The 25,283-nt window shown below is 67.7% G+C and carries 23 protein-coding genes and 1 other RNA gene; 11 read left to right on the top strand and 13 right to left on the bottom strand.

What is annotated here, in order from left to right; all coding sequences use genetic code 11:
• Nucleotide 1: 1 nt before the first annotated feature.
• The 6 genes from JL101_RS19415 to JL101_RS19390 all read right to left on the bottom strand — a co-directional run bounded on the left by JL101_RS19415 (nucleotide 2) and on the right by JL101_RS19390 (nucleotide 5,708).
• Nucleotides 2–502: a division/cell wall cluster transcriptional repressor MraZ gene (locus tag JL101_RS19415; RefSeq protein ID WP_202684650.1), complete on the bottom strand. Its 501-nt coding sequence runs from the start codon at nucleotides 500–502 to the stop codon at nucleotides 2–4.
• 513 nt (nucleotides 503–1,015) lie between these two features.
• Nucleotides 1,016–1,433: RNase P RNA component class A (gene rnpB / locus JL101_RS19410), an RNA gene on the bottom strand.
• Nucleotides 1,434–1,505: 72 nt separating this feature from the next.
• Nucleotides 1,506–2,216 (bottom strand): N-acetylmuramoyl-L-alanine amidase, encoded by a 711-nt coding sequence (locus tag JL101_RS19405; RefSeq protein WP_203097749.1) that lies wholly within the window; start codon nucleotides 2,214–2,216, stop codon nucleotides 1,506–1,508.
• On the bottom strand, nucleotides 2,213–3,088 hold the full coding sequence (locus tag JL101_RS19400; protein WP_203097750.1) for a DMT family transporter: 876 nt from the start codon (nucleotides 3,086–3,088) through the stop codon (nucleotides 2,213–2,215). The genes JL101_RS19405 and JL101_RS19400 overlap by 4 nt, the downstream gene beginning before the upstream one ends.
• A complete protein-coding gene (locus JL101_RS19395) occupies nucleotides 3,085–4,908 on the bottom strand; it encodes an ATP-binding cassette domain-containing protein (protein WP_203097751.1) in 1,824 nt (607 codons plus the stop codon). Before JL101_RS19395 ends, JL101_RS19400 begins: the two co-directional genes overlap by 4 nt.
• A gap of 59 nt (nucleotides 4,909–4,967) precedes the next feature.
• Nucleotides 4,968–5,708 (bottom strand): TerB family tellurite resistance protein, encoded by a 741-nt coding sequence (locus JL101_RS19390; protein WP_201078381.1) that lies wholly within the window; start codon nucleotides 5,706–5,708, stop codon nucleotides 4,968–4,970.
• Nucleotides 5,709–5,969: 261 nt separating this feature from the next.
• Here JL101_RS19390 and JL101_RS19385 point away from each other — a divergent pair, with 261 nt between their 5' ends.
• Nucleotides 5,970–6,536 (top strand): GNAT family N-acetyltransferase, encoded by a 567-nt coding sequence (locus JL101_RS19385; RefSeq protein ID WP_203097752.1) that lies wholly within the window; start codon nucleotides 5,970–5,972, stop codon nucleotides 6,534–6,536.
• A gap of 93 nt (nucleotides 6,537–6,629) precedes the next feature.
• Here the strand turns inward: JL101_RS19385 and JL101_RS19380 are convergent, their stop codons facing one another.
• Complete coding sequence (locus JL101_RS19380; protein WP_203097753.1) at nucleotides 6,630–7,010, bottom strand: REP-associated tyrosine transposase; 381 nt, start codon at nucleotides 7,008–7,010, stop codon at nucleotides 6,630–6,632.
• A 179-nt stretch (nucleotides 7,011–7,189) separates the two neighbouring features.
• The gene (locus JL101_RS19375) at nucleotides 7,190–7,993 is read right to left on the bottom strand and encodes a DUF3750 domain-containing protein (RefSeq protein ID WP_203097754.1); all 804 of its coding nucleotides are present in this window, start codon (nucleotides 7,991–7,993) and stop codon (nucleotides 7,190–7,192) included.
• A 101-nt stretch (nucleotides 7,994–8,094) separates the two neighbouring features.
• On the opposite strand from JL101_RS19375, the gene JL101_RS19370 reads away from it, so the two are divergent.
• From JL101_RS19370 to JL101_RS19355, 4 genes are all read left to right on the top strand, one after another.
• Complete coding sequence (locus JL101_RS19370) at nucleotides 8,095–11,697, top strand: hydantoinase B/oxoprolinase family protein (RefSeq protein ID WP_203097755.1); 3,603 nt, start codon at nucleotides 8,095–8,097, stop codon at nucleotides 11,695–11,697.
• A 135-nt stretch (nucleotides 11,698–11,832) separates the two neighbouring features.
• Complete coding sequence (locus JL101_RS19365; protein ID WP_203097756.1) at nucleotides 11,833–13,083, top strand: PQQ-dependent sugar dehydrogenase; 1,251 nt, start codon at nucleotides 11,833–11,835, stop codon at nucleotides 13,081–13,083.
• A 66-nt stretch (nucleotides 13,084–13,149) separates the two neighbouring features.
• Nucleotides 13,150–13,467, top strand: a complete 318-nt coding sequence (locus JL101_RS19360) for a c-type cytochrome (protein WP_203097757.1) — start codon at nucleotides 13,150–13,152, stop codon at nucleotides 13,465–13,467.
• Nucleotides 13,468–13,561: 94 nt separating this feature from the next.
• Nucleotides 13,562–14,968, top strand: a complete 1,407-nt coding sequence (locus JL101_RS19355; RefSeq protein WP_203097758.1) for an FAD-linked oxidase C-terminal domain-containing protein — start codon at nucleotides 13,562–13,564, stop codon at nucleotides 14,966–14,968.
• Between the two features lie 48 nt (nucleotides 14,969–15,016).
• On the opposite strand, the gene JL101_RS19350 is transcribed toward JL101_RS19355, so the two are convergent.
• Nucleotides 15,017–18,523, bottom strand: coding sequence for a PAS domain S-box protein (locus JL101_RS19350; protein WP_203097759.1), 3,507 nt, complete (start codon nucleotides 18,521–18,523; stop codon nucleotides 15,017–15,019).
• Nucleotides 18,524–18,859: 336 nt separating this feature from the next.
• On the opposite strand from JL101_RS19350, the gene fumC reads away from it, so the two are divergent.
• From fumC to JL101_RS19335, 3 genes are all read left to right on the top strand, one after another.
• Nucleotides 18,860–20,260, top strand: a complete 1,401-nt coding sequence (gene fumC, locus JL101_RS19345) for a class II fumarate hydratase (protein WP_203097760.1) — start codon at nucleotides 18,860–18,862, stop codon at nucleotides 20,258–20,260.
• A 97-nt stretch (nucleotides 20,261–20,357) separates the two neighbouring features.
• A complete protein-coding gene (locus JL101_RS19340) occupies nucleotides 20,358–20,588 on the top strand; it encodes a ribbon-helix-helix domain-containing protein (protein ID WP_203097761.1) in 231 nt (76 codons plus the stop codon).
• A 17-nt stretch (nucleotides 20,589–20,605) separates the two neighbouring features.
• Nucleotides 20,606–21,322, top strand: a complete 717-nt coding sequence (locus JL101_RS19335; protein WP_203097762.1) for a DUF599 domain-containing protein — start codon at nucleotides 20,606–20,608, stop codon at nucleotides 21,320–21,322.
• Between the two features lie 30 nt (nucleotides 21,323–21,352).
• On the opposite strand, the gene JL101_RS19330 is transcribed toward JL101_RS19335, so the two are convergent.
• A complete protein-coding gene (locus JL101_RS19330) occupies nucleotides 21,353–21,535 on the bottom strand; it encodes a DUF1192 domain-containing protein (protein WP_203097763.1) in 183 nt (60 codons plus the stop codon).
• A 156-nt stretch (nucleotides 21,536–21,691) separates the two neighbouring features.
• Here JL101_RS19330 and JL101_RS19325 point away from each other — a divergent pair, with 156 nt between their 5' ends.
• The 3 genes from JL101_RS19325 (at nucleotide 21,692) to JL101_RS19315 (ending at nucleotide 24,196) form a co-directional block, all read left to right on the top strand.
• Entirely contained in the window at nucleotides 21,692–22,699 is a 1,008-nt protein-coding gene (locus tag JL101_RS19325; protein ID WP_203097764.1) for an NAD(P)H-quinone oxidoreductase, read from the top strand.
• A gap of 159 nt (nucleotides 22,700–22,858) precedes the next feature.
• The gene (locus tag JL101_RS19320) at nucleotides 22,859–23,563 is read left to right on the top strand and encodes a DUF1013 domain-containing protein (RefSeq protein ID WP_203097765.1); all 705 of its coding nucleotides are present in this window, start codon (nucleotides 22,859–22,861) and stop codon (nucleotides 23,561–23,563) included.
• Between the two features lie 6 nt (nucleotides 23,564–23,569).
• The gene (locus JL101_RS19315) at nucleotides 23,570–24,196 is read left to right on the top strand and encodes a UbiX family flavin prenyltransferase (RefSeq protein WP_203097766.1); all 627 of its coding nucleotides are present in this window, start codon (nucleotides 23,570–23,572) and stop codon (nucleotides 24,194–24,196) included.
• A 62-nt stretch (nucleotides 24,197–24,258) separates the two neighbouring features.
• Here JL101_RS19315 and JL101_RS19310 read toward each other — a convergent pair whose 3' ends face one another.
• The 3 genes from JL101_RS19310 to JL101_RS19300 all read right to left on the bottom strand — a co-directional run bounded on the left by JL101_RS19310 (nucleotide 24,259) and on the right by JL101_RS19300 (nucleotide 25,247).
• Complete coding sequence (locus JL101_RS19310) at nucleotides 24,259–24,615, bottom strand: type II toxin-antitoxin system VapC family toxin (protein WP_228434980.1); 357 nt, start codon at nucleotides 24,613–24,615, stop codon at nucleotides 24,259–24,261.
• The gene (locus JL101_RS19305) at nucleotides 24,612–24,869 is read right to left on the bottom strand and encodes a type II toxin-antitoxin system VapB family antitoxin (protein ID WP_203097767.1); all 258 of its coding nucleotides are present in this window, start codon (nucleotides 24,867–24,869) and stop codon (nucleotides 24,612–24,614) included. Before JL101_RS19305 ends, JL101_RS19310 begins: the two co-directional genes overlap by 4 nt.
• A 75-nt stretch (nucleotides 24,870–24,944) precedes the next feature.
• On the bottom strand, nucleotides 24,945–25,247 hold the full coding sequence (locus tag JL101_RS19300; RefSeq protein ID WP_203097768.1) for a hypothetical protein: 303 nt from the start codon (nucleotides 25,245–25,247) through the stop codon (nucleotides 24,945–24,947).
• Nucleotides 25,248–25,283 lie beyond the last annotated feature (36 nt).

Genomic DNA, 25,283 nt, shown 5'->3' with positions numbered 1-25,283 from the left:
CCTATTCCTTCGCCGGGGCGGCGGCGGGCCGGCGGCCCGCCAGGCTGATGCTGCTGAGCGACAGCCCGGCGGCGCGGCTGAGCTTGCGCGCTTCTTCCATGCGCGCGGCGTGGGCCGCCGGCTCCCAGATCTGGAAAGTCTTGTTGTTGGCCACGAACGAGGCCTGCTCGGTGATCCCGGCGAAATCGAGCATGTCCTGGGGGATCAGGATCCGGCCCTCGGCGTCGATCCCCAGCTGGATCGAGCCGGCGAAGATCGTCGCCTGGAAGAGGTCCTTCTCTTCCGGCGGGATGTCCATTTGATCCAGTGTTTCGGCCAGCCTGTCCATATGCTCCGGGCTACACGCTTCGAGTGCAGAAAACTGTAGGGAGCGGAACACGATCACGCTGGACGCAACGCCTTCAGGGGAGTCCTTGGCCAGCACGCCCCGAAAGGAAGCCGGCACCGACACGCGGCCCTTCTTGTCGACCTTATTCAAGAAAGAGGACAAGAAGATGGCCATTTAACCCTCAAGCCCTGCGGTCCGAGCCATCGGCCCCGCACCACCTTCGCCTTGGTTAGGTTTGCCCTCGGGGTTAGACCTTAAGGGTACCGCCCCAGCAGCTTGGGTGAGTATGGGATAACATGGGATTTCATGGGCCGTCAATGCCGTTGCCAGTAATTGGCCTTTGGAATCAAGAAATTTCGCGGCTGCGTTCGTCTTTCCTCAAGGTTGGATTGTGGATGCCACGCTTTTTAGCGAGAACCTAAACATCAAGTTAATCCTAAGAGCGTTTCTGAAGTTTGTTCCCTTTTCGTTCTTATAACGATCGGGCGAATTCAAATGACGAGTCTTTGAATCATTGAACGACTCGGATCGGGAAAACCGGCCTCGGAAACCGTGCGGAATAGTGATCAACAGCTTGTCCACAGGATTATCCCGATACGTCCCATCATTGTCTCAGGTTCCGGGCCATGAAAACCCACGAGCGGCAGGAACATCCTGAAAGTTGAATTAGGAAAAACTTAATTATTGGGTGCCAGGTGGCCTGTAAGCCGGGTTCTGTCCCCGCCCGCGATCCGGTTGCCCGGAAGGGGACGGTGGATGACCATTCATCTGGGACGCCCGTTACCGGACGCCTCACGCGACCAACCCGGGCGACGGCGCGGAAATGCGCTAGGCTCGTGGCCAAGCCGCCCCTATTCGGTCTTGCTCCCGGTGGGGTTTACCATGCCGTCTCCGTTGCCGGAGCCGCGGTGCGCTCTTACCGCACCCTTTCACCCTTGCCTGCCGACTCCGGAGGCGAACTCCGGGGGTGGGCAGGCGGTTTTCTTTCTGTGGCACTTTCCCTGGGGTCGCCCCCGCCGGGCGTTACCCGGCACCGTATTTCCGTGGAGCCCGGACTTTCCTCTCCCCATGGGATTCCATGGGAAGCGGCCATCCAGCCACCTGGCGGCCGGGAACTTAGGCACTGGGCGGGTGCGATGCAACAGAATTGCAATGCCGACGGTGCAAAGAGGGGAAATCAGCGGGAAGCGAGGGCTTCCGCCTGCCGCACCGCCGCCCGGAGCACGCGCATGAAGCTCCGGTCCAGGCCGAAGGCCACGCGGTCGGGGATGAAATGCCGCTGGAAGGCCGTCGCCGCGATCCGGGTCGGGGCGTCCAGCACGCCCGATGCCGCGACGTCGTAGCCGAACCGGCCCAACAAGTCCTGCGCTTCCGCCACCGCATGGCCCGGTCCGTCGTCGCGCGCGTCCGGTTCGGGCCACAGCCCGATGCCCCGCGCCGCCAGTCCCCGCCAGTCGAACAATTCGCCGGGATCTTCCTTGCGGGCCGGCGCCACGTCGGAGTGGGCGAGCACCCGGTGGGGCGAAATCCCATGCCGATCCAGGATGCCGCGCGCCAGGGCGGCGAAAGCCTCCATCTGGGCCGGCGGGAAGGGGCGGTAGCCCCATTCGTGCCCGGGGTTCACCAGCTCCACGCCGATCGAGCGGCTGTTGATGTCGCGCTCGCCGTGCCAGCAGCCGACGCCGGCATGCCAGGCCCGCCGCTCCTCCGGCACCAGGGGGGTCACCGTCCCGTCCTCGTCCACCAGATAGTGCGCGCTGACCTGGGAGGCCCGGTCGCACAGCCGCTCCAGGGCCTCGGCGCCCGTCGGCATGCCGGTATAGTGGACCAGCAGGATATCGACCGGCACGCCGTCTGGGCGGGGGCCATGGTTGGGGGAGAGCGTCATGTCGCCGACTGGTTCTGGTTCTGCTTGGGCGCCTTCCGGATCATGATCACCGCGACTCCCACCAGCGTCAACGACCCGCCGACCACCATCGGCGGCGTCAGCGGCTCGCCCAGCAGCAGGACGCCGGACAGCACGCCGAACACCGGCACCAGCAGCGTCCAGGGCATGGTCTGGTTGACCGGATAGCGGCGGACCAGAGGATACCAGAACGCGTAGGACACGATGGTGACCATGATCGCCATGTAGGCGATGCTGCCCCAGCCCAGCCAGGACGCCGCCCTGATCTGCTCGATTTGCCCGCTCTCCATCAGCAGCGAGACGGCGATCAGCTGGGGCGCCGCCATCACCGACATCCAGGCATTGAGCGAGAAGCCGTTGATCGAGCCGATCCGGCGGATCTGGATGTTGACGATGGAGAAGATCAGCGCGGCCACCACCACCAGCCCCAGGTACCAGCTGCCGTCCATGGCCCGGGGCTCGCCGGCGATCACGATCACGCCGCCGAACGAGATCGCCATGCCCAGGCCGCGCCGCCAGCCCAGCTTGTCCTTGTAGAGGATCGCCGCGAGGATGGAGGAGAACGGCACCTGGAGCTGGATCGCGATCGAGGCTGCCGCCGCGTCCACCCGGGTCAGCCCGGTGAACATCAGCGGGAAATGCAGGCCGCCCAGCAGCACCGACAGGACGAAGATCTCCTTCATGCGTCCCCACGGCACCGCCACGAACGGCAGCAGCATCACCGCCACCATGGCGAACCGCAGGCTCATCAGCAGCATGGGCGAGAATTCGCGCAGGCCGTACTTGGCCACGGCGAAGTTGAGGCCCCAGATCACCATGACGACCAGGGCGGCGGCGATATCGCGGGGGCTCAAGAGGAGGCTTCCAGTTCTTCCCGCAATGCCTCCAGTTCGAGCCAGCGTTCCTCCGCCGCCTCCAGCTCCGCCTGGAGCTTGCCCAGGCCTTCGCTGGTCTTCTGGAACCCGGCGGGGTCCCGGCTGAAGAAGTCGGCGTCGGCCAGCTTCGCCTCCGCCGCCTTGATCTTCCCGCCCAGATCCTCCATCCGCTTCGGCAGCTGGTCCAACTCGCGCTGCTGCTGGTAGCTCAGCTTGCGGCGCTGCTTGGCCTCGGCCGGCGGGCCCGCGTCCTTCTTCCGGGCCTTGGCCGCGTCCGGTGCGGCGCGGTCCGGGCGCTGGGTGACATAGTCCGAATAGCCGCCGACATATTCCTGGACCTCGCCGGCCCCCTCCACCGCGATGACCGAGGTCACCAGCCGGTCCAGGAAGTCGCGGTCGTGGCTGACCAGCAGCAGCGTGCCGTCATAGTCGCTCAGCACCTCTTCCAGCAGGTCCAGCGTGTCCATGTCCAGGTCGTTGGTCGGCTCGTCCAGGATCATCAGGTTCGACGGCCGGGCGAACAGCGTCGCCAGCAGCAGCCGGTTCCGCTCGCCGCCGGACAGCGCCCGGGTCGGCGTGTCCTTCAGCTTGGGATCGAACAGGAAATCCCGCATGTAGGACGCGACGTGCCGCGACTGCCCGCCGACCGAGACGCTGTCGCCGCCGAACGGGCAGAGCGTCTGGTGGATCGTGGCGTTGGGATCGAGCGAGGCGCGCCGCTGGTCGAAATAGACCGGCTGCAGGTTCACGCCCAGCCGCACCGTCCCCGAATCGGGCGGCATCTGGCCGGTCAGGATCTTCAGAAGCGTGGTCTTGCCTGCGCCGTTCGGACCGATCAGCCCGACCCGGTCGCCGCGCAGGATGCGGGTCGAGAAATCCTTCGCGACTTCCCGCCGGCCCTCCGGCGCATCGAAGCCCTTGGCGACGTGCTCCGCCTCGATCACCATGCGCCCGCTGGCCTCGCCCTCGGCGACCCCCAGCTTGACCTGCTGGCCGCCGCGCACCCGTTCGGCGCGGTCGGTGCGCAGCTGCTGCAAGGCCCGGACCCTGCCCATGTTGCGGGTCCGGCGGGCGCTGATGCCCTCCCGCATCCACTGGGTCTCGGCGGCGATCTTGCGGTCCAGCTTGTGGGCCGCGATCTCCTCGGACGCGAAGACCTCCTGCTGCCAGGTCTCGAACTCCGCGAACCCGCGCTCCGTCTCGCGGATGCCGCCGCGGTCGAGCCACAGGGTCCGCCGCGAGAGCTTCGACAGGAAGGCTCGGTCGTGGCTGATCAGCAGCAGCCCGCCGCGATAGGACTGGAGCTCGCCTTCCAGCCACTCGATCGTCGGCAGGTCCAGATGGTTGGTCGGCTCGTCCAGCAGCAGCACGTCGGGGGCGGAGACCAGCGCCCGTCCCAGCGCCGCGCGGCGCGCCTCGCCGCCGGACAGCTCCATGGGCGACCGGTCGACCGCCAGCGCTAGCCGGTCGAGCACCGCGTCGACCCGGTGGAGCGAGTCCTGGTCGTCCGGCGGCAGCCCTTCGGCGACGAAGTCGTGGACCGTCGCGTAACCCTCGAACGAGGGTTCCTGCGCCAGATAGGCGACGCGCGCGCCGGGCTGGAGGAAACGTTCACCGTCGTCCGGGGCGATCTGCCCCGCCAACAGCTTCATGAGGGTGGATTTGCCGCTGCCGTTGCGTCCCACCAGGCATACCTTGTCGCCCCGCGCGATGCCGAGATCGATCTTCTCGAACACCGGCAGACCGCCGAAGGTGACCGTGGCGCCCATCAGCGCGACCAAAGGAGGATTAGGTGCCATGATCCGAAGCTATAAAGGAGATCACCCCGGTCTCGGCAAGCGCTAACTCCGCAGGGCGGTCACGCGGTTTCCATCACGGCACCCCGCTCCTTGCGGATGCGGTCGTGAGCGGCGTTGATCGCCGCCAGCTTGTCGTTGGCGATGTCGACGAAATCCTGCGGCAGCCCCTGGGCGATCAGCCTGTCCGGGTGGTGGTCGCGGACGAGCCCGCGGTGTGCGGCCTTGATCTCCTCGTCGGAGGCGTCGGGCGTCAGGCCGAGCACGGCGTAGGGATCGTCCTTGGGCGCGCAGCCGTTGCTCGCCCGGATTCGCAGGAAGTCCCGGTCGGAAAAGCCGAACACCTTCGCGATGCCTTCCAGGTAGCCGATCTCGGCCTCGCGCAGTTCGCCGTCGGCCCGCGCGATGTGGAACAGCCCGTCCAGCAGGTCCTCCAGCACCGCGGGGCGGTCGGCCAGCAGCTTGGCGATCTGATTGGCGTATGGCTCCCAGCCCTGGCTGTCGCGGCGCGCCAGATCGAAGATGCGCCCGACGTTCTTCATCTCGTCGGGCGGGATCTTGAACACCTGCTTGAAGGCGTTGACCTCGTGGCGGGTCACCACGCCATCGACCTTGGCCATCTTGGCGCCCAGCGCGATCACGCCGATGGTGAAGGCGATCTGCTGCGTCGCATCGGTCTCGCCCTCCTCGTCCTCGCGGTACAGATCGACCGCATGGCCGGCGACCGCCCCGAGAAGACCCCCGATCGGGCCGCCGATGGCGAAGCCTGCGGCTCCGCCCAGAACTTTCCCCCAGATACTCATGATGCTCGCGACAGGTCCGGCAATGGAGAGGGGGCTGAGCATAGCCACCGATCGGGTCCGCGCCAACTGTGACATCGACGTCATCCGCTGCTGTTTTTTCGCAACGCGGCAACCATCCTCCTTCCAAACCGTTTGCTGCAGTGCAATATAGTGGCAGTGATCGTACCGATCGGCCGGCAACGGCCGCGACGTGCGACCGAGGGAAGGAAGCTCCAGGGATGAAGGCGTTAACCGCTATGATTCCACGGAAGTACCACGTCCATGACGGTCTATCGCAAGCTCCTTCCAACCGATCTGAACGCCTATCGCGACCACCTTCTCCGGCTCTCGGCCAATGACCGGTACGCCCGCTTCTGCGGGTTCAAGACCGACGAGGCGATCGCCGGCTACTGTCGCGGCATCGACTGGCGCTTCACCATCATGGTCGGCTGTTTCGTGCGCGGCGAGCTGCGCGCGGTCGCCGAGCTGCGGACCGAGCCCAAGGTCTGGCCGGGCGAGGGCGAGCTGGCGGTCAGCGTCGAGCCGGGCTTCCAGAACCAGGGGCTCGGGTCGGGCGTCATCCAGCGCATCCTCACCGTCGCGCGCAACCGGACAGTTCGCCGCCTCGTGCTGATCTGCCTGATCAGCAATCGCCGCATGCAGTCGATCGTCCGCAAGTTCCTCGGCAACCTGGAAAGCGAGTGCGGCGAAGTCACCGGCCGCATCGAGCTCCCCTGGCCCAACCAGATGAGCCTGCTCCAGGAGGCGCTGGACAGCGGCACGGCCATGGTCAACGGCATGCTCGACCAGTGGAACGGTGGTCCGGAGCCGGAGCCGGCGGCGGCGTGAGGGTCGGTACGATGATCGGGTGCCAATCCGCTGGATCGGTGCCACGCTGCACATGGATCTTGAAGCTTGAATAGGGCCATTCCCAAGCTTCATTCACGATGCCGCGCTTGACGGATTCCAGTGGATATAGTCGATGTGACGGCACCAGTCGGTCTCGTCACGAACCCGATGTTCCCAGAAGCGGTTCTGCCAGACGCGTGACCGAGCGCCGACAGCCGCCGAGAAGGTACGTTTGATCAGCCGCCACCGCATGGAATAATCGGCGTCGTCTTCCGGCAGCGTCCACAAGGTATGCAGGTGATCCGGCAGGACCGCGATCGCTTCTATCTTGAATGGGCGGTCGGTTCGAACCTTGCGAAAAGCCGACCGCAAGGCATTGACCGCCTCCGGACTGGCAAGAATCGGCAGCCGTTCGTGTGTGACCACGGTAAAGAAGTAGGTTCCGCCCGCAGTGCGGTCGCGTCGGTATCTCATGCGTCCACGATAGCATGCGGCCGAATGCTTGCTCCGCGACATTCTAGCTGACGGCCGTCAACCGTAGGTCGGCCTTCGCCGAAGGCGAACGCCGACGCCACACGCCAATGCTCCGGCCGTCATGTCGGCGTTGGCCCTTCGGGCCAAGGCCGACCTACGATAATCCGCCTCCGATACCGTTATCCCGGCGGCTGGCGATCCCGGCCGCGCTCCAGGATCTCCTCGTCCACTTCGGCGCCGGGACCCGGTCCCAGGCGCCCCAGGCCTGGCAGCTTGATCGCGAGGTCGAGCGGGTCGATGCCGACGGTCAGGCCCAGCACGTTGAACTCGATCCCTTCCTCCACCGCGACCAGCACGCCGGCCAAGCCGAAGATCGAAAGCTGCCAGCCGGTCCCGCTGGGCGCAGGCGCGAACAGGCTCCATGGCGCCAGGTAATCCTTGCCCAGGGCTGTGGGCGGCAGGTCGAGGCGCAGTTCCGGCACCGCCCGGCCGACGAACGCGGCGAAGGTGTTGCTGTTGGGGCCGGGCCAGATCCGGTAGGTATCGTTGTACGGGTAGGCCTTGGCGGCGGCATCCAGCTTGGCGATGGCCGCTTCCGCCGCCGGGCCGCGCAGTTCGGCCAGGATCGTCGGCTTCTGGCCGAACCAGTAGCCGTCGGGCGTGCGCCGGGCGATCGAGATAGCCGGCAGGCCCCGCATGACACGCCAGCCGATCTTCTCGTATACGACATAGTCCGAGGCTCCCGCCGGCTTCACGGCGAACCAGGGATGGGTGCCGAAGGCTCCCCGCCAGGAGAAGGCGCGCGCGGCATAGACCTGCACGACCGCCTCGGGTGTCGTCGCTGGATCGGGAGCCTGATTGGAGGATTGTCGGCTGGCGGTGGACCAGTGGCCCCCCAGCGTCACGGTCCCCATCGCCACCACCAGCATCGGACCGGTCAGCAGGAACAACAGGACCGCCATCGAAACGATCATGGCTTTCATGACATAGAAGATAATCCTGGGGGGTGGCACATTCCAAGCGGGTGTGCCTCAATATTGTTGCGATGCGAAACCAATTCGGAAATCAGGGGAGCGGGCAGGGCATGACCGGCAAATGGCAATTCTGGATCGATCGCGGCGGCACCTTCACCGACGTGGTGGCTCGGAGGCCGGACGGCGCGGTGGTGACGCACAAGCTGCTGTCCGACAATCCGGAGCGCTACGCCGACGCCGCCATACAGGGCATCCGCGACCTGCTCGGCGTTCCGGCCGGGGCGCCGATCCCGGCCGACCGAATCGACGCGGTCAAGATGGGGACGACGGTCGCCACCAACGCCCTGTTGGAGCGCAAGGGCGAACCCACCGTCCTGGTCACCACCCGGGGCTTCGCCGACGCGTTGCGCATCGGCTACCAAGCCCGGCCAAGGATCTTCGCCCGCCACATCGTCCTGCCGGAACAGCTCTACGCGCACACGGTAGAGGTTCCTGAACGCGTGGCCGCCGACGGGCAAGTGATCGTTCCGGTCGATCTCGCCGCCGCGCGGGCCGGGCTGACCCGCGCCTTCGAGGCCGGCATCCGATCCTGCGCCGTCGTCTTCATGCACGGCTACCGCTATCCGGAGCACGAGCGCGCCGTCGCCGAGGTCGCCCGCTCGGTCGGCTTCACCCAGGTGTCGGTCAGCCATGAGGTCAGCCCGCTGATGAAGCTGGTCGGCCGGGGCGACACCACCGTGGTCGACGCCTACCTGTCGCCGATCCTGCGCCGCTATGTCGACCGGGTGGCGGCCCAGCTCGGCGGCACCCGGCTGATGTTCATGCAGTCCAACGGCGGCCTGACCGACGCGCGCCTGTTCCACGGCAAGGACTCGATCCTGTCCGGCCCGGCCGGCGGGATCGTCGGCGCCGTGCGGACGTCCACCATGGCGGGCTTCGACCGCATCATCGGCTTCGACATGGGCGGCACCTCGACCGACGTGTCCCACTATGCCGGCGAGTTCGAGCGGACCTTCGAGACGCAGGTGGCCGGCGTCCGGATGCGGGCGCCGATGATGCGCATCCATACCGTCGCCGCCGGCGGAGGGTCGATCTGCGTGTTCGACGGCAGCCGCTACCGGGTCGGCCCGGAAAGCGCCGGTGCCAATCCCGGCCCCGCCTGCTACCGCCGGGGCGGGCCGCTGACGGTGACCGACTGCAACGTCATGCTCGGCAAGCTCCACCCGGATTTCTTCCCCCGGGTGTTCGGGCCGGACGCCGACCAGCCGCTGGACGCCGACGTGGTGCGGGAGAAGTTCGCGGCCCTTGCCGAAGAGATCCGCCGGGTCACCGGCGACGCCCGCACGCCGGAGGAGGTCGCCGAAGGCTTCCTGAAGATCGCGGTCGAGAACATGGCGAACGCCATCAAGCAGATCTCGGTCCAGCGCGGCTACGACGTCACCGGCTACACCCTGACCTGCTTCGGCGGGGCCGGTGGGCAGCATGCCTGCCTGGTGGCCGACGCGCTGGGCATGAGGCGGGTGTTCATCCATCCCCATGCCGGCGTGCTGTCGGCCTACGGCATGGGGCTCGCCGACACGGTGACGATCCGCGAGCGGGCGGTGGAGGCTCCGCTGGAACCCGGCCTGATGGAGGCCTTGTCCGCGGCCCTGGACGAGTTGGAGGCCGACGGCCGCCACGAGCTTTCGCTCCAGGACCTGGGCGGGGCGGATATCCGGGCGGTCAGGACGGTCCACCTGAAGTACCAGGGTACCGACACCGCCCTGGCGGTCGATTTCGGCGATGCCGAGACCATCCACTACGCCTTCGAGACGGCCCACCGGCAGCGCTACGGCTTCGCCATGGCCGGCAAGCCGCTGGTGGTCGAGGCGGTATCGGTCGAGGTGATCGGCTCCACCGCGACGGCGGACGATCCGGAACTGGCGTCCGAATCCCGCCAGGTTCCGCTCCGGCCGCTCGCCACGCTCAACGGCACGCCCGTGTTCGACCGGACCGCGCTCCGCCCCGGCGACCGGATCGACGGGCCGGCGATCCTGCGGGAGACCAACGCGACCACCGTGGTGGAAGCCGGCTGGAGGGCCGAGGTCACCAAGCGCGACCATCTCGTCATGACCCGCGTCCAGGCCCTGCCGTCGCGCGTCGCGATCGGCACGCGCGTCGATCCGGTCATGCTGGAGGTGTTCAACAACCTGTTCATGTCGATCGCGGAACAGATGGGCGTGACGCTGGAGAACACCGCCTATTCGGTCAACATCAAGGAACGGCTCGACTTCTCCTGCGCGCTGTTCGACGCGGAAGGCGGCCTGATCGCCAACGCGCCCCACATGCCGGTCCACCTGGGCTCCATGGGCGAGAGCGTGCGCGCGATCATCCGCCGCCGCGGCGCTCCGGGCAAGTCGGGCGAAGCCAGGGGCATGAAGCCGGGCGACGCCTTCATGCTGAACGATCCCTACAATGGCGGCACCCACCTGCCGGACATCACGGTGGTCACTCCCGTGTTCGACGATGCCGGCCGCGAGGTCCTGTTCTACGTCGCCTCGCGCGGCCACCATGCCGACGTCGGCGGCATCACCCCCGGCTCCATGCCGCCCGACAGCCGGACGATCGAGGAGGAGGGGGTGCTGATCGACAATTTCATGCTGGTCGACGGCGGCACCTTCCGGGAGGACGCCCTGCACGAACTCCTGACCTCGGGACGCTATCCAGTCCGCAACACGGTCCAGAATGTCGGCGACCTCAAGGCCCAGCTTGCCGCCAACGAGAAGGGCGTGCAGGAACTCCGCCGCATGGTGGATCATTTCGGCCTTGAGACGGTGACCGCCTATATGGGCCATGTCCAGGACAACGCGGAGGAGCAGGTCCGCCGTGTGCTCGGCGTGCTGAAGGACGGCAGCTTCGTGCAGCGCCTGGACAACGGCGCCGAGATCCATGTCCGGATCTCCATCGACCGGGAGGAACGCAGCGCCGTCATCGACTTCACCGGGACCAGCCCCCAGCTCGACGACAATTTCAACGCCCCCTCGGCCGTCTGCCGGGCGGCCGTGCTCTACGTCTTCCGGACGCTGGTGGACGACGACATCCCGATGAACGACGGCTGCCTGAAGCCGCTGCGCATCGTCATTCCCGAAGGCTCCATGCTGGCGCCGCGCTATCCCGCCGCCGTGGTCGCCGGCAACGTCGAGACCTCGCAATGCGTGACCGACGCGCTGTACGGGGCGCTCGGCGTGATGGCCGCGGCCCAGGGCACCATGAACAACTTCACCTTCGGCAACGACCGCTACCAGTATTACGAGACGATCTGCGGCGGGTCGGGCGCGGGGCCGGATTTCGACGGCACCGACGCCGTCCACACCCACATGACCAATTCCCGCCTGACCGACCCGGAGGTGCTGGAATGGCGTTTCCCGGTCCTGCTGGAGTCGTTCCAGATCCGGAAGGGATCCGGCGGCCGGGGGAGGCACCGGGGTGGCGACGGCACCGTGCGGCGGATGCGCTTCCTGGAACCCATGACCGCCGCGATCCTGTCCAACCACCGCGTGGTGCCGCCCTTCGGGCTGGAGGGCGGCGAGCCGGGCGAGCCGGGCAGCGCCCGGGTCGAGCGTGCCGACGGCGCCATCCAGGCCCTCGGACCGACCGAAAAGGTCGAGATGGGGGCCGGTGACGTCATGGTGATCGAAACGCCGAGCGGCGGAGGCTTCGGGCGGGCAGGGTGAATCCTGTCTTCTCCCTGGTACTACCACCTGCGCGCATACCCGGCCGGCCCTTGACCAAGTATTCTAGGAATTAAGTTCAAGCAAGCCATGGGACTCTCAAGAAGTTCCAGGTGAAACAATCGGGAGGAGACACTTATGCCTGGTCTAAGGACTTTCGTCGGCTGCCTTCTGCTTGGAACCTGCCTTGCCGGCGCGCCCGCGCTGGCCCAGGAGAATCTGAACCGCCTCCAGGATTTCCGGACCACCGGGACGGACCTGACGCTCAAGACGGTGCCCCAGGACCCGGCCAAAGTGGCTCAACTCCGCAAGAACCTGGAGAAGATCAAGCTTCCTCCCGGATTCAAGATCGACGTCTACGCGATCGTGCCCGACGCCCGGCATATGGCGGTCGGCCGCAATGTCGGCGCCGTCTATGTCGGGACACGAAAGACCGACGTCTGGGCGGTGACCGATCGCGACAAGGACCGCCACGCCGAGGAGGTCAAGCGCTTCGCGCCCAGCGTCAATTTCAAGATCCCCAACGGCATGTGCATGAGCCCCGACGGCATCCTCTATGTCGCCGAGCATAACCGCGTGCTGGCCTTCCCGGCGGTCGAATTCTTCTACGAGGGTCCCGACGTCGCGGTGCAGGTCGTCAAGGAGCAGTTCCTGCCCAAGGAGGAGGAGCACTTCAACCACGGCGCCCGGGTCTGCACGATCGGCCCCGACAACAAGCTCTACGTCTCGCTGGGGCAGCCCTACAACGTGTGGCCCAACGAGAAGGGGTCGAACATGGACCCCTACGGCACCATCCAGCGCATGAACCGGGACGGCACCGCGCAGGAGACCTATGCCCGCGGCATCCGAAACTCGGTCGGGATCGCCTTCAATCCCGCCGACAAGATCCTCTGGTTCACCGACAACCAGGTGGACGGCATGGGCGACGACATCCCGCCGGGCGAGATCAACCGGGTAACCCAGGCCGGCCAGAATTTCGGCCATCCCTGGTACGGCGGCGGCAAGGTCCGCACGGAGGACTGGTCGAAGGACGAGCCGCCGGCCGATCTCGTCTTCCCCGAAGTGGAGATGGATGCCCACGCGGCCGACCTGGGGCTGACCTTCTACAGCGGCAAGATGTTCCCGGCGCAGTACAGGGGCGGCATCTTCAGCGCCCAGCACGGCTCCTGGAACCGCACCACCCCGATCGGCGCCCGGATCATGTTCACCCGGATCGGCGCCGACGGCAAGGCGGCGGGCACGGAAGTGTTCGCGTCGGGCTGGCTGGACGAGGAAACCGGCGAGTATCTCGGCCGCCCGGTCGACGTCCAGCAATACCTGGACGGCTCGCTCCTGGTCTCGGACGACACGGCCGGCGCGATCTACCGCATCTCCTACGAAGGCCAGTAACGCCTGCCACCCCGGGGCGCGGCGGTCCGCGCCCCGGGATTTCCTGAAGCAGTTTCCGGGGTCGTCATGAAGTTGCCTGCCGCCGTGCTGGCCTCCACCATCGCGTTCACTCCCCTCGTCGCCGCCGCCCAGGCTCCGGCCCAGACATCAAACGTCCCGAAACTGGGCACCTGCGTCACCTGCCACGGCCGCGACGGCATCGGGACGTCGCCGGTGTTCCCCAACCTGGCCGGCCAGAAATCCCTCTACATGGTCCAGCAACTCGAGCTCTTCCGCAGCGGAGCGCGCAAGAGCGAGGTGATGAACGTCGTCGCCAAACCGCTGACCGATGCGGAGATCGAGGCGCTGGCGGCCTATTACGAGGGGCTGGATCCCGGCAAGTGAGGATCCGCTCCGGGAATTGGTATCACCACATGCCCTTGCGGCGGCAGGCCCGCTCCCTTAGGCTGCCGGAAAACGCCAGCTTGAGGAAATCGCCATGACCGCCCCCGCGCATGCCGTGGAGTCCCGCGCTCCCGCCGACGCAGCCCTGATCGAGGAGCTTCGAGCCCTGCTCGGCGAGCGGCTGAGCACTTCGGCCGCGGTCCGGGAGCACCATGGCAAGGACGAGTCCTACCATCCCGTCGTCCCGCCCGACGCGGTCGCCTTCGTCCGGAGCACGGAGGAGGTCGCGGCCGTCGTCGCGGCCTGCGCCCGGCACGATACCCCGGTCATCCCGTTCGGCACCGGCACCTCGCTGGAGGGCGGCGTCGCGGCCCTGCGCGGCGGCGTCTGCATCGACCTTTCCGGCATGAACGCCGTGCTGCGCGTCAGCCCGGAGGACCTGGACGTGACGGTCCAGGCCGGCGTGACCCGGAAGCAGCTCAACGAGCATCTGCGCGACACCGGCCTGTTCTTCCCGATCGATCCCGGCGCCGACGCCTCGCTGGGCGGCATGGCATCGACCCGGGCCAGCGGCACCAACGCGGTGCGCTACGGCACCATGCGGGAGAACGTGCTGGGGCTGACCGTGGTGATGGCCGACGGCCGCATCGTCAGGACCGGCGGGCGCGCCCGCAAGTCCGCCGCCGGCTACGACCTGACCCGCCTGTTCGTCGGCGCCGAGGGCACGCTGGGCGTCATCACCGAGGTGACCCTGCGCCTCTACGGCATCCCGGAGGCGGTCTCCGCCGCGGTCTGCCCGTTCCCGACGATCAAGGACGCCGTCGATACCGTCATCGCGACGATCCAGTCCGGCATTCCCGTGGCCCGCATCGAGTTGCTGGACGAGGTCCAGATGGGCGCGGTCGTCGCCTACAGCAAACTGGACTACAAGGTCGCCCCGACCCTGTTCTTCGAGTTCCACGGGACCGAGGCCGGCGTCAAGGAGCAGGCCGAGATGGTCTCCGCCATCGCGGAGGAGTTCGGCGGCACCGACTTCCAGTGGGCGGCGCGCCCGGAGGACCGCTCCCGCCTATGGCAGGCCCGGCACGAAGCCTACTACGCGGCGCTGGCGCTCCGTCCCGGCTCCAAGGGCTGGCCTACCGACGTCTGCGTGCCGATCTCCCGCCTCGCCGAGTGCATCGTCGACACCAAGGCGGACATCGCGGCGTCCAGCCTGACGGCGCCCCTGGTCGGCCATGTCGGCGACGGCAATTTCCACCTGGTCTACCTGGTCGATCCCGCCAACCCGGCCGAACTCGCGGAAGCCGCGGAGCTGAACGAGCGCATGGTGATGCGGGCGCTCGCCATGGGCGGCACCTGCACCGGAGAGCACGGCGTCGGCTACGGCAAGATGCACTTCCTGCCCGCCGAGCACGGCGAGGCGGTCAGCGTCATGCGCATGGTCAAGCAGTCGCTCGACCCGAAGAACATCATGAACCCGGGCAAGGTGATCCGGGTCTGAGTTCCCGCGATCCCGGTTGGATCCCGCGGGTCGGCCCCGGGCGAACCGCTATGAGGCCGCCCGCGAGGTCTCCCGCCATCCGGCGATCGTCGCCTCGCACTCGTCGATCGCCTCCGCGATCTGGTCGCCCGCGCCGTCCGCCGGCATCCGTCCGGACTCCACCGCCTCGGCCAGCCGGCGCAGCCGCTCCAGGCCGAAATTGGCGGCCAGCCCGTGCAGGCTGTGGGCGGCGCCCACGGCCTCGGCACGGTTGTCGCCCGCCCCGCGCAGGCGCGCCAGTTCGCGCCGGGCCGCGTCGGGAACCACCGCCAGCATCGTGTCCAGGTTCTCCCGGCCCACCGCCCGGGCGAGCTCGTTGAGCTTCGCCGCCATGCCGGCCGCCGCGCCGAGTTCCGCGGCCGGCGTTGCCGCCTCGCAGCGGTCGACCAGATCGACGATGACGGCGGACAGCCTCGCCCATTCGATGGGCTTGGTGAGGAACCCGTCCAGCCCGGCCGCGGCATAGGTTTCGCGGTTCTCCGGCATCGCGTCCGCCGTCAGCGCCACGATCGGCACCGACCGGAACGGCGGGTCCAGCTCGCGGATCGCCCGCGCCGCCGCCGGGCCGTCCATCACCGGCATCTGCATGTCCATCAGCACGATGTCGAACCGCTCGCGCGCCGCCGCCTCCAGGGCCAGCTGCCCGTTCGCCACCGCCTCGACCGAGTGCCCCATGCGCTGGAGCCCGGTCGAAATCATCATCCTGTTGATGTCGCTGTCCTCCGCGAGCAGCACCCGGCAGGTCCGCGACGCCTCCGGCACCGTCCGCGACGGCCGCGGGGACGCCGCCGGCAGCACCGCGGCTTCCGCCCGGATGGTGAACCGGAACGCGGAGCCGCTGCCGGGATTGCTCCGGACCCCGATCTCCCCGCCCATGGCCGTGACCAGGCGGCGGCAGATCGCGAGCCCCAGCCCGGTCCCGCCGAACCGCCGGGTGGTCGAGCTGTCGGCCTGGACGAAGGCCTCGAACAGGCGCGCCTGCTCCTCCTGCGTCATGCCGATGCCGGTATCGACGACCTCGAAGGACAGTTCCGGCCCGCCGCCGGGCTCCGGCGCGCCCTCCCGGTCGGCCAGCACGGTGATCCGCCCGCGCTCCGTGAACTTGATCGCGTTGCCCACCAGGTTGAACAGCACCTGGCGCAGCCGCGTCGGGTCGCCCCGGACGACGGCCGGCATCCTGCTGCCCACCGTGACATGGAGCCCGACGCCCTTCGCCGACGCCCGCGCCGCGAACAGCCGGACCACCTCGTCGATCACGTCCCGGGGCCGGTACTCGATCGTCTCCAGCCGGAGCTGCCCGGCCTCGATCTTCGAGAAGTCCAGGATGTCGTTCAGGATGTTCATCAGCGTGCCGGCCGACGTGCGCAGCACCTCGACGAAGCCCTGCTGCTCTTCCGGCAGGTCGCCGCCCAGCAGCAGGTCGATCATCCCCAGCACGCCGGTCATGGGAGTCCGAAGCTCGTGGCTCATCATCGCCAGGAACTGGGACTTCGCCCGGTTGGCCGCCTCCGCCCGCTCGCGCTGCTCGTCCGCGTCGCGCCGGGCGCGCTCCAGCTCGTCCTCGAACCGTTTGCGGTCGGTCACGTCGATCACGGTGACCTGGAGCGCCGGCTCGCCCATCCAGTCGACCACCCGGCCCTGGACATCGACCCAGATCAGCGCGCCGTCCTTGCGCAGGTGCGGCTCGCGCGCGCCCAGCGCGTCGGTATCGGAACCGTCCATCAGGCTGGCCAGGCCCGCGGCCGCCTCGGCGCGGCGCTCCTCCGTCAGCAGGGAGAGCAGCGAGGGCAGGGCCATGACCTCGTCGGCCGACCCGTAGCCGTGCATCCGCGCGAAGGCGCCGTTGACGAACAGGGGGCGGAAGCCGCGGTGGATCACGATGCCCTGGATCGATCCCTCGATCAGGTCGCGGAACCGGGCCTCGCTCTCCGCCAGGGCCTTCTCGGCCTCCCGCCGGTGCGTGATGTCCACCGACGAGCCGATCAGCAGGCGGCGTTCGCCCAGCAACTCGACATGCTTGTGGGCCAGCAGGGTGCGGGCCTTCCCGCCGATTTCCAGGTCGATGACCGAATTCAGCAGGGCGCCCTCCTGGAGCACCTGCCGGTCCTCCGCGTCGAGCCGCTCGGCGGTCTGCGCGTCGAATATGTCGTAGGCCGTCCGCCCGATCAGCGAGTCCTTGTCGCGCTGGATGTAGTTGGCGAAGTGGCGGTTGAACAGCACGAAGCGCCGGGCCTCGTCCTTGACGAAGACGTTCACCGGGATCGCGTCGAGGATCGCTTCGGTAAGCTGTGCCTGCTCGCGCAGCCTGCGTTCCTGGTCCTTCATCCAGGTGATGTCGCTCCGCGTCCCGACGATGCCGCCGTCGCGCGTGCGACGCTCCTCGATCCGCAGCCAGCGGCCGTCGTCCAGCCGGCGCTCGATCAGGGTGCCGGGGTTCTCGTGGACCTCCATGCGGTCGCGGATCCAGCCGTCGATCCCGCCGGGATGCCCGGTCGCCTCGTCCGGCCTGACCTCCTCGGCATAGAGCCTCAGGATCTCGGCGAAGCTCATGCCGGGCCGGAAGGCGTCCGGCGCCATGCCGTAGATGGTGCAGTAGCGCTCGTTGCAGATCACCAGCCGGTCGTCGGCGTCGAACAGGACGAAGCCGTCGGGGATCGCGTCGATCGCCTCGCGCAGGCGCTGCTCGGCCCGCCGCGCCGCCTCCTCCGAGGATTTCTGCTGGGTGATGTCGGTGTGCGCGCCGACCATGCGCACTGCCTTGCCGCCGGCATCGAGCACATGGATCGCCCGGCTGTAGATATAGACGATATGCCCGCGCTTGTGCCGGAACCGCTGGACCGTCTCGAAGCCGTCCACCCGGCCGGAATTGTAGTCCTCGACCAGCCGGAGCGCTTCCGCCTTGTCCTCGGGCAGGATCAGCTTGCCCCAGGCCTCCAGCGTGTTCGGAATCTCGTGGTCGGCATATCCCAGCTGCGCCTTCCACTGGGGGGAGAACCAGATCCGCCCGGTCCGCAGGTCCCAGTCCCAGATGCCGTCGCGCCCGGCCTGGAGGGCCAGGGTCAGAAGTTCCCGGCTGTCCAGCAGCTCGCGCTCGACCCGCTTGGCCTCCGTGATGTCGGCGAAGGTCACGGCGAAGCCGTCCTCCAGCCGCGCCGCCCGGATCGTGAACCAGCTCCGGATGCCGTCATGGTCGTACCAGCGCTCGCCTTCCCAGGGGTCGCCGCTCTCCACCACGCCGGCATAGGCGTCGAACAGGCCGTCGATGCGGTTGCCGGGCATTTCCTCGAGCAGCCGCTGGCCGATCAGGGTGAGCGCCGGCCGGCCGATCATCGCTTCCGCCGCGGCGTTGACCAGCACCCATTCGAAATCGATGATGCGCCCCTCCGGGTCCCGGACCGAGCGGAAGGCCATCAGCCCGATGAACGCGCTGTCGAGCATGCCCTGGAGCAGGCGCGCATAGTGCCTCTCGTCGGGAGCGATGCCGTTCTTCGGATCTTTCGACTCTAGCGTATGCATCTTCTGCAGGTTTGCCCCGGAACTGCTCGATGGTCGATTGCGGGATAATGAACCGCCGGAGAGTGGAAACCCAGTCAAGGAATCGCGGGACAGGCAGCCCCAACGCCGGCCTGTTCCGTTTGGCGCCCCCGTGCCGAGCGCGATGGTACCTCAAAAGGCCAAGGCCGAGATAGATCTACCAACATACTGTCAATATCAAACTGGCGACGGCCCAGCCGCCCGGGTGCGGCATAAGCTGACCCGCCGCCGCCACCGCTCCCTCGCCGCTTGTTCCGGGGCGAGGCTGTGGTAAAACCCCGGTCAATCGAAGACACCATCTCCCGGGGGAACCAGTCCATGGCCGACAAGCCAGCGTTTCGCACCGAATCCGACAGTTTCGGTCCCATCGAAGTACCGGCCGACCGCTACTGGGGCGCGCAGACCCAGCGGTCGCTGCAGAACTTCAAGATCGGCGGCGAGCGCATGCCGGCTCCCCTGGTCCGGGCCCTGGGCATCCAGAAGAAGGCCGCGGCGATGGCCAACATGTCGCTCGGCGTGCTCGACGCCAAGATCGGCCAGGCCATGCTCGACGCGGCGGAGGAGGTGATCGACGGCACGCTGATCGACCATTTCCCGCTGGTGGTCTGGCAGACCGGCTCCGGCACCCAGACCAACATGAACGCCAACGAGGTGATCTCGAACCGCGCGATCGAGATCCTGGGCGGCGAGATGGGCTCCAAGAAGCCGGTCCATCCCAACGACCACGTCAACATGGGCCAGTCGTCCAACGACAGCTTCCCGACCGCCATGCACATCGCCGCGGTCGAGCAGGTCCACCACGAGCTGGTGCCGTCGCTGGAGCACCTGCATTCGGCCCTGGACGCCAAGGCGAAGGAATTCGCCGAGATCGTCAAGATCGGCCGCACCCATCTCCAGGACGCGACGCCGCTGACCCTCGGCCAGGAGTTCTCGGGCTACGCGACCCAGGTCGCCTACGGCATCGAGCGGGTCAAGGCCATGCTGCCGCGCCTGTTGCAGCTGGCCCAGGGCGGCACCGCGGTCGGCACCGGCCTCAACGCCAAGAAGGGCTTCGCCGAGGATTTCGCGAAGAACGTCGAGCAGATCACCGGACTCCCCTTCGTCACCGCGCCGAACAAGTTCGAGGCGCTGGCCGCCCACGACGCGCTGGTCGAAGGCTCGGGCGCGCTCAACACCGTCGCGGTGTCGCTGTTCAAGATCGCCAACGACATCCGCCTGCTGGGGTCGGGCCCGCGCTGCGGCATCGGCGAGATCAGCCTGCCGGAGAACGAGCCCGGCTCGTCGATCATGCCGGGCAAGGTCAACCCGACCCAGTCGGAGGCCATGACCATGGTCTGCGCCCACGTCATGGGCAACCACACCGCGGTCACCTTCGCCGGCGCCAACGGCCATTTCGAGTTGAACGTCTTCAAGCCGGTCATCATCTACAACTTCCTGCAGTCGGTCCGGCTGCTGGCCGATGCCGCCCGCAGCTTCACCGACAACTGCGTGGTCGGGATCGAGGTCAACATCGACCGCGTGACCAAGCTGATGAACGAGTCGCTGATGCTGGTGACGGCGCTCAACCCGCATATCGGCTACGACAATGCCGCCAAGATCGCCAAGAAGGCGCACAAGGAAGGCACCACCCTGGTCGAGGCCGGCGTGGCGCTCGGCCTGCTGACGCCGGAGCAGTTCGACCAGTGGGTCCGCCCCCTGGACATGATCGGTCCGCGCTGACGGCACTCGCACCCGCCCGCCGGCACCTTCTCCCCGCGGGGAAGGGACCGGCGGGCGGCACCCTCCGGCCTCCCTGGACGGCAATCTCGGAAGGTTCATGGACAGCGCGATCAGGAAACGCTCGGTCACCATCGCCGGACACTCGACCAGCGTTTCGCTCGAGGCCGCCTTCTGGGACGCGCTCAAGGACATCGCGGCTTCCCGGGGCGTCTCGGTCAACGCCCTGATCGAGCAGATCGACGAGGGCCGCTCCGGCAACCTGTCCAGTGCCATCCGCGTCTTCGTCCTCGCCGAATTCTCCAGGCTCCGATCCCCCGAAGGGCCATGATGCCGCAGGACGTCTCGATGCCCGACTTGGCCGCGTTCGGCCTGTTCCTGGCCGCGTGGTGCAGCTACACGCTGGTCATGGACCATCTCGCCAGCGGCCTCTGGGGCGTCAACCAGCACCTCAAGCTGCTCCGGGGCGAATGGATGCGCCGGATGCTGGACCGCGAGAACCGGATCATGGATACCGCCCTGGTCGGGCACACCATCCATTCCGTGACCTTCTTCGCCTCCACCTCGATGCTGGTGCTGGCCGGCCTCGTCGGGCTTCTCGGCTCGGTCGACGCGGCGCACGGCATGCTCAGCCAGCTCAGCTTCGCCAGCCCGGTCAGCCGCGAGTTCTTCGAGATGAAGATCCTGCTGCTGTTCGGCATCTTCATCTTCGGCTTCATGAAGTTCACCTGGGCGATCCGCCAGTACAATTACTGCTGCGCCATGATGGGCAGCGCGCCGATGCCGCCGCTGACCCCGGCCGACCGCGACGCCTACGCGGAGGAGATCGGCACCGTGCTGAGCCTGGCCGGGGCCAGCTTCAACGGCGGGCTGCGGGCCTATTACTTCGCGCTGGCGGCGCTGACTTGGTTCATCGGTCCATACCTGTTCATGGCCGCCACCCTGTGGGTCGTCATGATCCTGCTGCGCCGCCAGTTTGTCTCCCGGACCTTCCGCGCGATGCACCGCCACGCCGAAAAGCTCCAGGACGGGGACGGGAAGGGCGGCCCTCCACAGGACCCCTGAAGGGGCACCGCATGACGGCCGCCCGCGTTCCTACTTCTTGAAGAAGGACTCGGCGCCGCTGCGGTGCGCCTGCTTGGCGGCGATGGCGCCTTCCGCCCGCTCGATCTCGCCCTGCAGGGTGGCGATGTAGTCCCTCAGCTCGTCGATCGACATCACCGTCAGGTCCTTCTTGGCGGCCGGCTTCTTCGCCGGTTCCAGGTCTTCCAGGTTCACGTCTCGTCCTCCCGCTTCGCTTGGTCCGGGGCCGCCCAGGGGGCGGTCCGGGGTAAATCAGGGTGCGTTCCCCCCGAGTCCGCTTGTATCGACCTTCCCCGAGGGGTACATGTGCAATCTATCCCGCAATCGATCGAAGCCTACAAGAGGAAGCCCATGGCCTCCGCCCTGCCGCACACCATGACCGCGATCGAGATCTCCGCCCCCGGCGGTCCCGACGTGCTGCGACCGACGACCCGACCGGTTCCCCAGCCCGGGCCGGGCGAGGTGCTGATCCGTGTCTCGGCGGCCGGCGTCAACCGGCCCGACGTGCTTCAGCGCCAGGGGGCCTATCCGCCGCCGCCCGGCGCCTCCGACCTTCCCGGCCTAGAGGTGGCCGGCGAGATCGCGGCAGTCGGCTCCGGTGTCGCGGACCTCCAGGTCGGCCAGCAGGTCTGCGCCCTGACGCCGGGCGGCGGCTATGCCGAGTTCTGCGTGACGCCCGCTCCCCAGGTGCTCCCGATCCCCCGGGGGCTGAGCCTGACCGAGGCCGGCGGCGTTCCGGAGACCTTCTTCACCGTCTGGACCAACGTTTTCGACCGTGGTCGCCTGGCGGAGGGCGAATCCCTGCTGATCCATGGCGGCTCCAGCGGCATCGGGACGACGGCCATCCAGTTGGGCAAGGCGTTCGGCGCGCGGGTCTTCACGACCGCCGGCAGCGCCGACAAGTGCCGGGCCTGCGAGCGGCTCGGCGCCGACCGGGCGATCGACTACAAGACCGAGGACTATGCCGCCGTCGTCAAGGAACTGACCGGTGGCAAGGGCGTGGACGTGGTGCTCGACATGGTCGGCGGCGACTATGTCCAGCGCGACATCGACTGCATGGCGCCCGACGGCCGGCATGTCAGCATCGCTTTCCTGGGCGGCTCCAAGGTCACGCTGAACATGACGCCCGTGATGGTCAAGCGGCTGACGCTGACCGGCTCGACCCTGCGGCCGCGCACCGTGGCCGACAAGGGCCGCATCGCCGCGTCCCTGCGGGAGAAGGTCTGGCCGCTGATCGAGGCGGGCCAGGTCAAGCCGCTGATCCACAAGACATACCCGTTCCGGGAGGCCGCCGCCGCCCACGCCCTGATGGAGACCAGCAGCCACATCGGCAAGATCGTCCTGACCTTCGACACCTGAGTTGAAGGCCCGGACGGGCCTCAAGTACATACACGCCATAGATACATACACGCCATAGACGACCAACCTGCTCGCCGACGCTGTCCCGACACCCTATATTGGATATCAAGGGTCGCGCTTGCGCAACGACGAGCCAGCCAGAGAGTTTCCGGAGGACCGATGCCCCTGCCATTGATGCCGAAAGCGACCGCCGTCTGGCTGGTCGAGAACACCGCGCTCACCTTCGAGCAGATCGCAGCCTTCTGTGGCCTTCACTCGCTGGAGATCAAGGCGATCGCCGACGGCGAAGTGGCGGTCGGCATGGTCGGGCTGGACCCGATCGCCAACGGCCAGCTCTCCAAGGAGGAGATCGAGCGGTGCGAGAAGGATCCCGACGCCAAGCTCCGGCTGCTCGTCCAGGACCTGCCGCAGCCGGTCGCCCGTTCCAAGGGGCCGCGCTACACCCCGGTGACCAAGCGCGGCGACAAGCCTGACGCCATCGCCTGGATCGTCAAGCAGTTCCCCGACCTCTCCGACGCCCAGGTCAGCCGCCTGATCGGCACGACCAAGCCGACCATCGCCGCCGTGCGCGACCGGACCCACTGGAACACGCCCAACATCAAGCCGCGCAGCCCCGTGCTGCTCGGCCTGTGCACCCAGCGCGAGCTGGAGGAGGCGATCGCCACGATCCGCCGCCCGGGCGGCGCCCCGGTCGTGATGGCGGACGAGCAGGGCGAGGACGAGGAGTACGAGGGCGAAGGCGGGACCGGCTCCGGCTCCGGCTTCGCCGACGAGCCCGGCGCGGCCGGCCACGACGACGACGATCACGACCGCGGCAAATATGCCGGCGGCTACGGCTCCGACCTGGACGAGACGGTAGACTGATCCGCCATGGATGACATCGCCGCCGGCCGCCCGCTCCGCCTCGTCGTCGGGATCAGCGGCGCGTCCGGCGTCATGTACGGCGTCCGCCTGCTGGAGGCGCTCAACCGGCTCGGCGTCGAATCCCATCTGGTGATGAGCCGGTCGGCGGAAGTGACCCTGGCGTGCGAGACGGACCTGAAGGTCGCCGACGTGCGCGCGCTGGCGACCGTGGCCTATCCGATCCAGGACATCGGCGCCGCCATCTCCAGCGGCAGTTTCCGCACCCTGGGCATGGTGGTGGCGCCGTGCTCGATCCGGACCATGAGCGAGATCGCCACCGGCGTCACCTCGACGCTGCTGACCCGGGCGGCCGACGTGGTCCTGAAGGAGCGCCGCCGCCTCGTCCTGATGGTCCGCGAAACCCCGCTCCATCTCGGCCATCTGCGCACGCTGGTGTCGCTCGCCGAGATGGGCGCCGTGATCGCCCCGCCGGTCCCGGCCCTCTATGCGCGCCCGGACTCGGTGGATGCCCTGATCGACCACACCGTCGGCCGGGTCCTGGACATGTTCGACCTGGACGCCGGCCTGGTCCGCCGCTGGGGCGAACCTGCGGAAGAGGGCGGCGTCAGGCGCGGGCGGGGTCCTATGCCATAGGCTCGTCTTGTACGGGGAGCGGGGACGTGGGTAAGCAGGTGATTACATCGGTTTTGCCGAAATCATTGCCTTTTGGACAGAAGAGGCTTGCCGGAAGCCTTTGACAGGGAATAGGCAATGCAATCGCCCAAATTCAGGCTGGTCGGGTGGCGGCCCTTGCCGTACCGGCGAAATGCCAGACGTGCGATCCGAGCTTGGACATGGTCGAACGGTACGATTTGAAACCTGGCCCGGACGAGAAACCTGTCCAATTCATCGGCACCCGCCGGGCCACGTCGGCTATCCGCCAGCATACCAGCCTCGACTACGGCAACTGCAGAGATCCAAGGGGTTTCGGCCTTCGCGATGAGACCCGCGAAGTCGGCAGCCTCGGGTTCAAGCTCGAGAATCGCGATGACCGCGGAGGTATCTACGATCATCGTCGCGGGAGGCCTTGCTGGTCGTAGCCAAGGATTTCCTCCTCGGGCCGGTCGTCCAGAATGGGAAGGCTGCTGTAGCGTTTGCCGATTTCGAGAAGTTCTCCAGCAGTGACGCTCGAATTGCTCTTCTCGTCTTCGCGCCTGATCTGCTCCCGAAGGGCCGCCAACACGGCTTCGGCGACGCTCACTCCGCGCCGCCGCGCGAGCTCGCTGGCCAGGCGGTCAGCTTCCGGGTCCTTGATATCAAGAGGCATGGCTGCCTTCCGCCGTCTCCTGCACGTTCCCCGATTATGCCCGAGCGTGCATTCCCCGTCTACCTTGGAGCCGGTTCACACCGCCCGTCCGGCATGGCGGAGCGCCACTGTGGCCAGGGCCTTCGGCTCCGGGCAGAACTCGCCATCGATCTGGAAACTGTGGATCCAGTCGGCCAGATGATCGACCGCATCGTGCGGCGGGATGCGCATCAGGTGCTGGGCGGTCTCGCCGGGGTCCACGTGGCACCGGGCGAACAGCGTCGCCACCGTCACCGTCGATCCGGCCTCTTCGTATCCCAGTTCGTACTTCAGCAGGCGCCGTGCGCGTTCTTCGACGGTCGGAGTGCAGCCTTTCAGGGTGAACATCAGTTCCATCATCGCGCCGGTGCTTTCCTCGAAGATTTCGCCCCGCCC

Source organism: Skermanella rosea, assembly GCF_016806835.2.
GTDB classification, from domain to species: domain Bacteria; phylum Pseudomonadota; class Alphaproteobacteria; order Azospirillales; family Azospirillaceae; genus Skermanella; species Skermanella rosea.
Note: the sequence above shows the minus strand (reverse complement) of the source record. Positions and strands in the feature narration are given on the sequence as shown.

What these genes read in the sequence shown, in the direction of transcription:
- JL101_RS19415 (WP_202684650.1), bottom strand. Translation starts at nt 502, where the DNA reads ATGGCCATCTTCTTGTCCTCTTTCTTGAATAAGGTCGACAAGAAGGGC.
- JL101_RS19405 (WP_203097749.1), bottom strand. Translation starts at nt 2,216, where the DNA reads ATGACGCTCTCCCCCAACCATGGCCCCCGCCCAGACGGCGTGCCGGTC.
- JL101_RS19395 (WP_203097751.1), bottom strand. Translation starts at nt 4,908, where the DNA reads ATGGCACCTAATCCTCCTTTGGTCGCGCTGATGGGCGCCACGGTCACC.
- JL101_RS19390 (WP_201078381.1), bottom strand. Translation starts at nt 5,708, where the DNA reads ATGAGTATCTGGGGGAAAGTTCTGGGCGGAGCCGCAGGCTTCGCCATC.
- JL101_RS19385 (WP_203097752.1), top strand. Translation starts at nt 5,970, where the DNA reads ATGACGGTCTATCGCAAGCTCCTTCCAACCGATCTGAACGCCTATCGC.
- JL101_RS19380 (WP_203097753.1), bottom strand. Translation starts at nt 7,010, where the DNA reads ATGAGATACCGACGCGACCGCACTGCGGGCGGAACCTACTTCTTTACC.
- JL101_RS19375 (WP_203097754.1), bottom strand. Translation starts at nt 7,993, where the DNA reads ATGAAAGCCATGATCGTTTCGATGGCGGTCCTGTTGTTCCTGCTGACC.
- JL101_RS19370 (WP_203097755.1), top strand. Translation starts at nt 8,095, where the DNA reads ATGACCGGCAAATGGCAATTCTGGATCGATCGCGGCGGCACCTTCACC.
- JL101_RS19365 (WP_203097756.1), top strand. Translation starts at nt 11,833, where the DNA reads ATGCCTGGTCTAAGGACTTTCGTCGGCTGCCTTCTGCTTGGAACCTGC.
- JL101_RS19360 (WP_203097757.1), top strand. Translation starts at nt 13,150, where the DNA reads ATGAAGTTGCCTGCCGCCGTGCTGGCCTCCACCATCGCGTTCACTCCC.
- JL101_RS19355 (WP_203097758.1), top strand. Translation starts at nt 13,562, where the DNA reads ATGACCGCCCCCGCGCATGCCGTGGAGTCCCGCGCTCCCGCCGACGCA.
- JL101_RS19350 (WP_203097759.1), bottom strand. Translation starts at nt 18,523, where the DNA reads ATGCATACGCTAGAGTCGAAAGATCCGAAGAACGGCATCGCTCCCGAC.
- fumC (WP_203097760.1), top strand. Translation starts at nt 18,860, where the DNA reads ATGGCCGACAAGCCAGCGTTTCGCACCGAATCCGACAGTTTCGGTCCC.
- JL101_RS19340 (WP_203097761.1), top strand. Translation starts at nt 20,358, where the DNA reads ATGGACAGCGCGATCAGGAAACGCTCGGTCACCATCGCCGGACACTCG.
- JL101_RS19335 (WP_203097762.1), top strand. Translation starts at nt 20,606, where the DNA reads ATGCCCGACTTGGCCGCGTTCGGCCTGTTCCTGGCCGCGTGGTGCAGC.
- JL101_RS19325 (WP_203097764.1), top strand. Translation starts at nt 21,692, where the DNA reads ATGGCCTCCGCCCTGCCGCACACCATGACCGCGATCGAGATCTCCGCC.
- JL101_RS19320 (WP_203097765.1), top strand. Translation starts at nt 22,859, where the DNA reads ATGCCCCTGCCATTGATGCCGAAAGCGACCGCCGTCTGGCTGGTCGAG.
- JL101_RS19315 (WP_203097766.1), top strand. Translation starts at nt 23,570, where the DNA reads ATGGATGACATCGCCGCCGGCCGCCCGCTCCGCCTCGTCGTCGGGATC.
- JL101_RS19310 (WP_228434980.1), bottom strand. Translation starts at nt 24,615, where the DNA reads ATGATCGTAGATACCTCCGCGGTCATCGCGATTCTCGAGCTTGAACCC.
- JL101_RS19305 (WP_203097767.1), bottom strand. Translation starts at nt 24,869, where the DNA reads ATGCCTCTTGATATCAAGGACCCGGAAGCTGACCGCCTGGCCAGCGAG.
- JL101_RS19300 (WP_203097768.1), bottom strand. Translation starts at nt 25,247, where the DNA reads ATGATGGAACTGATGTTCACCCTGAAAGGCTGCACTCCGACCGTCGAA.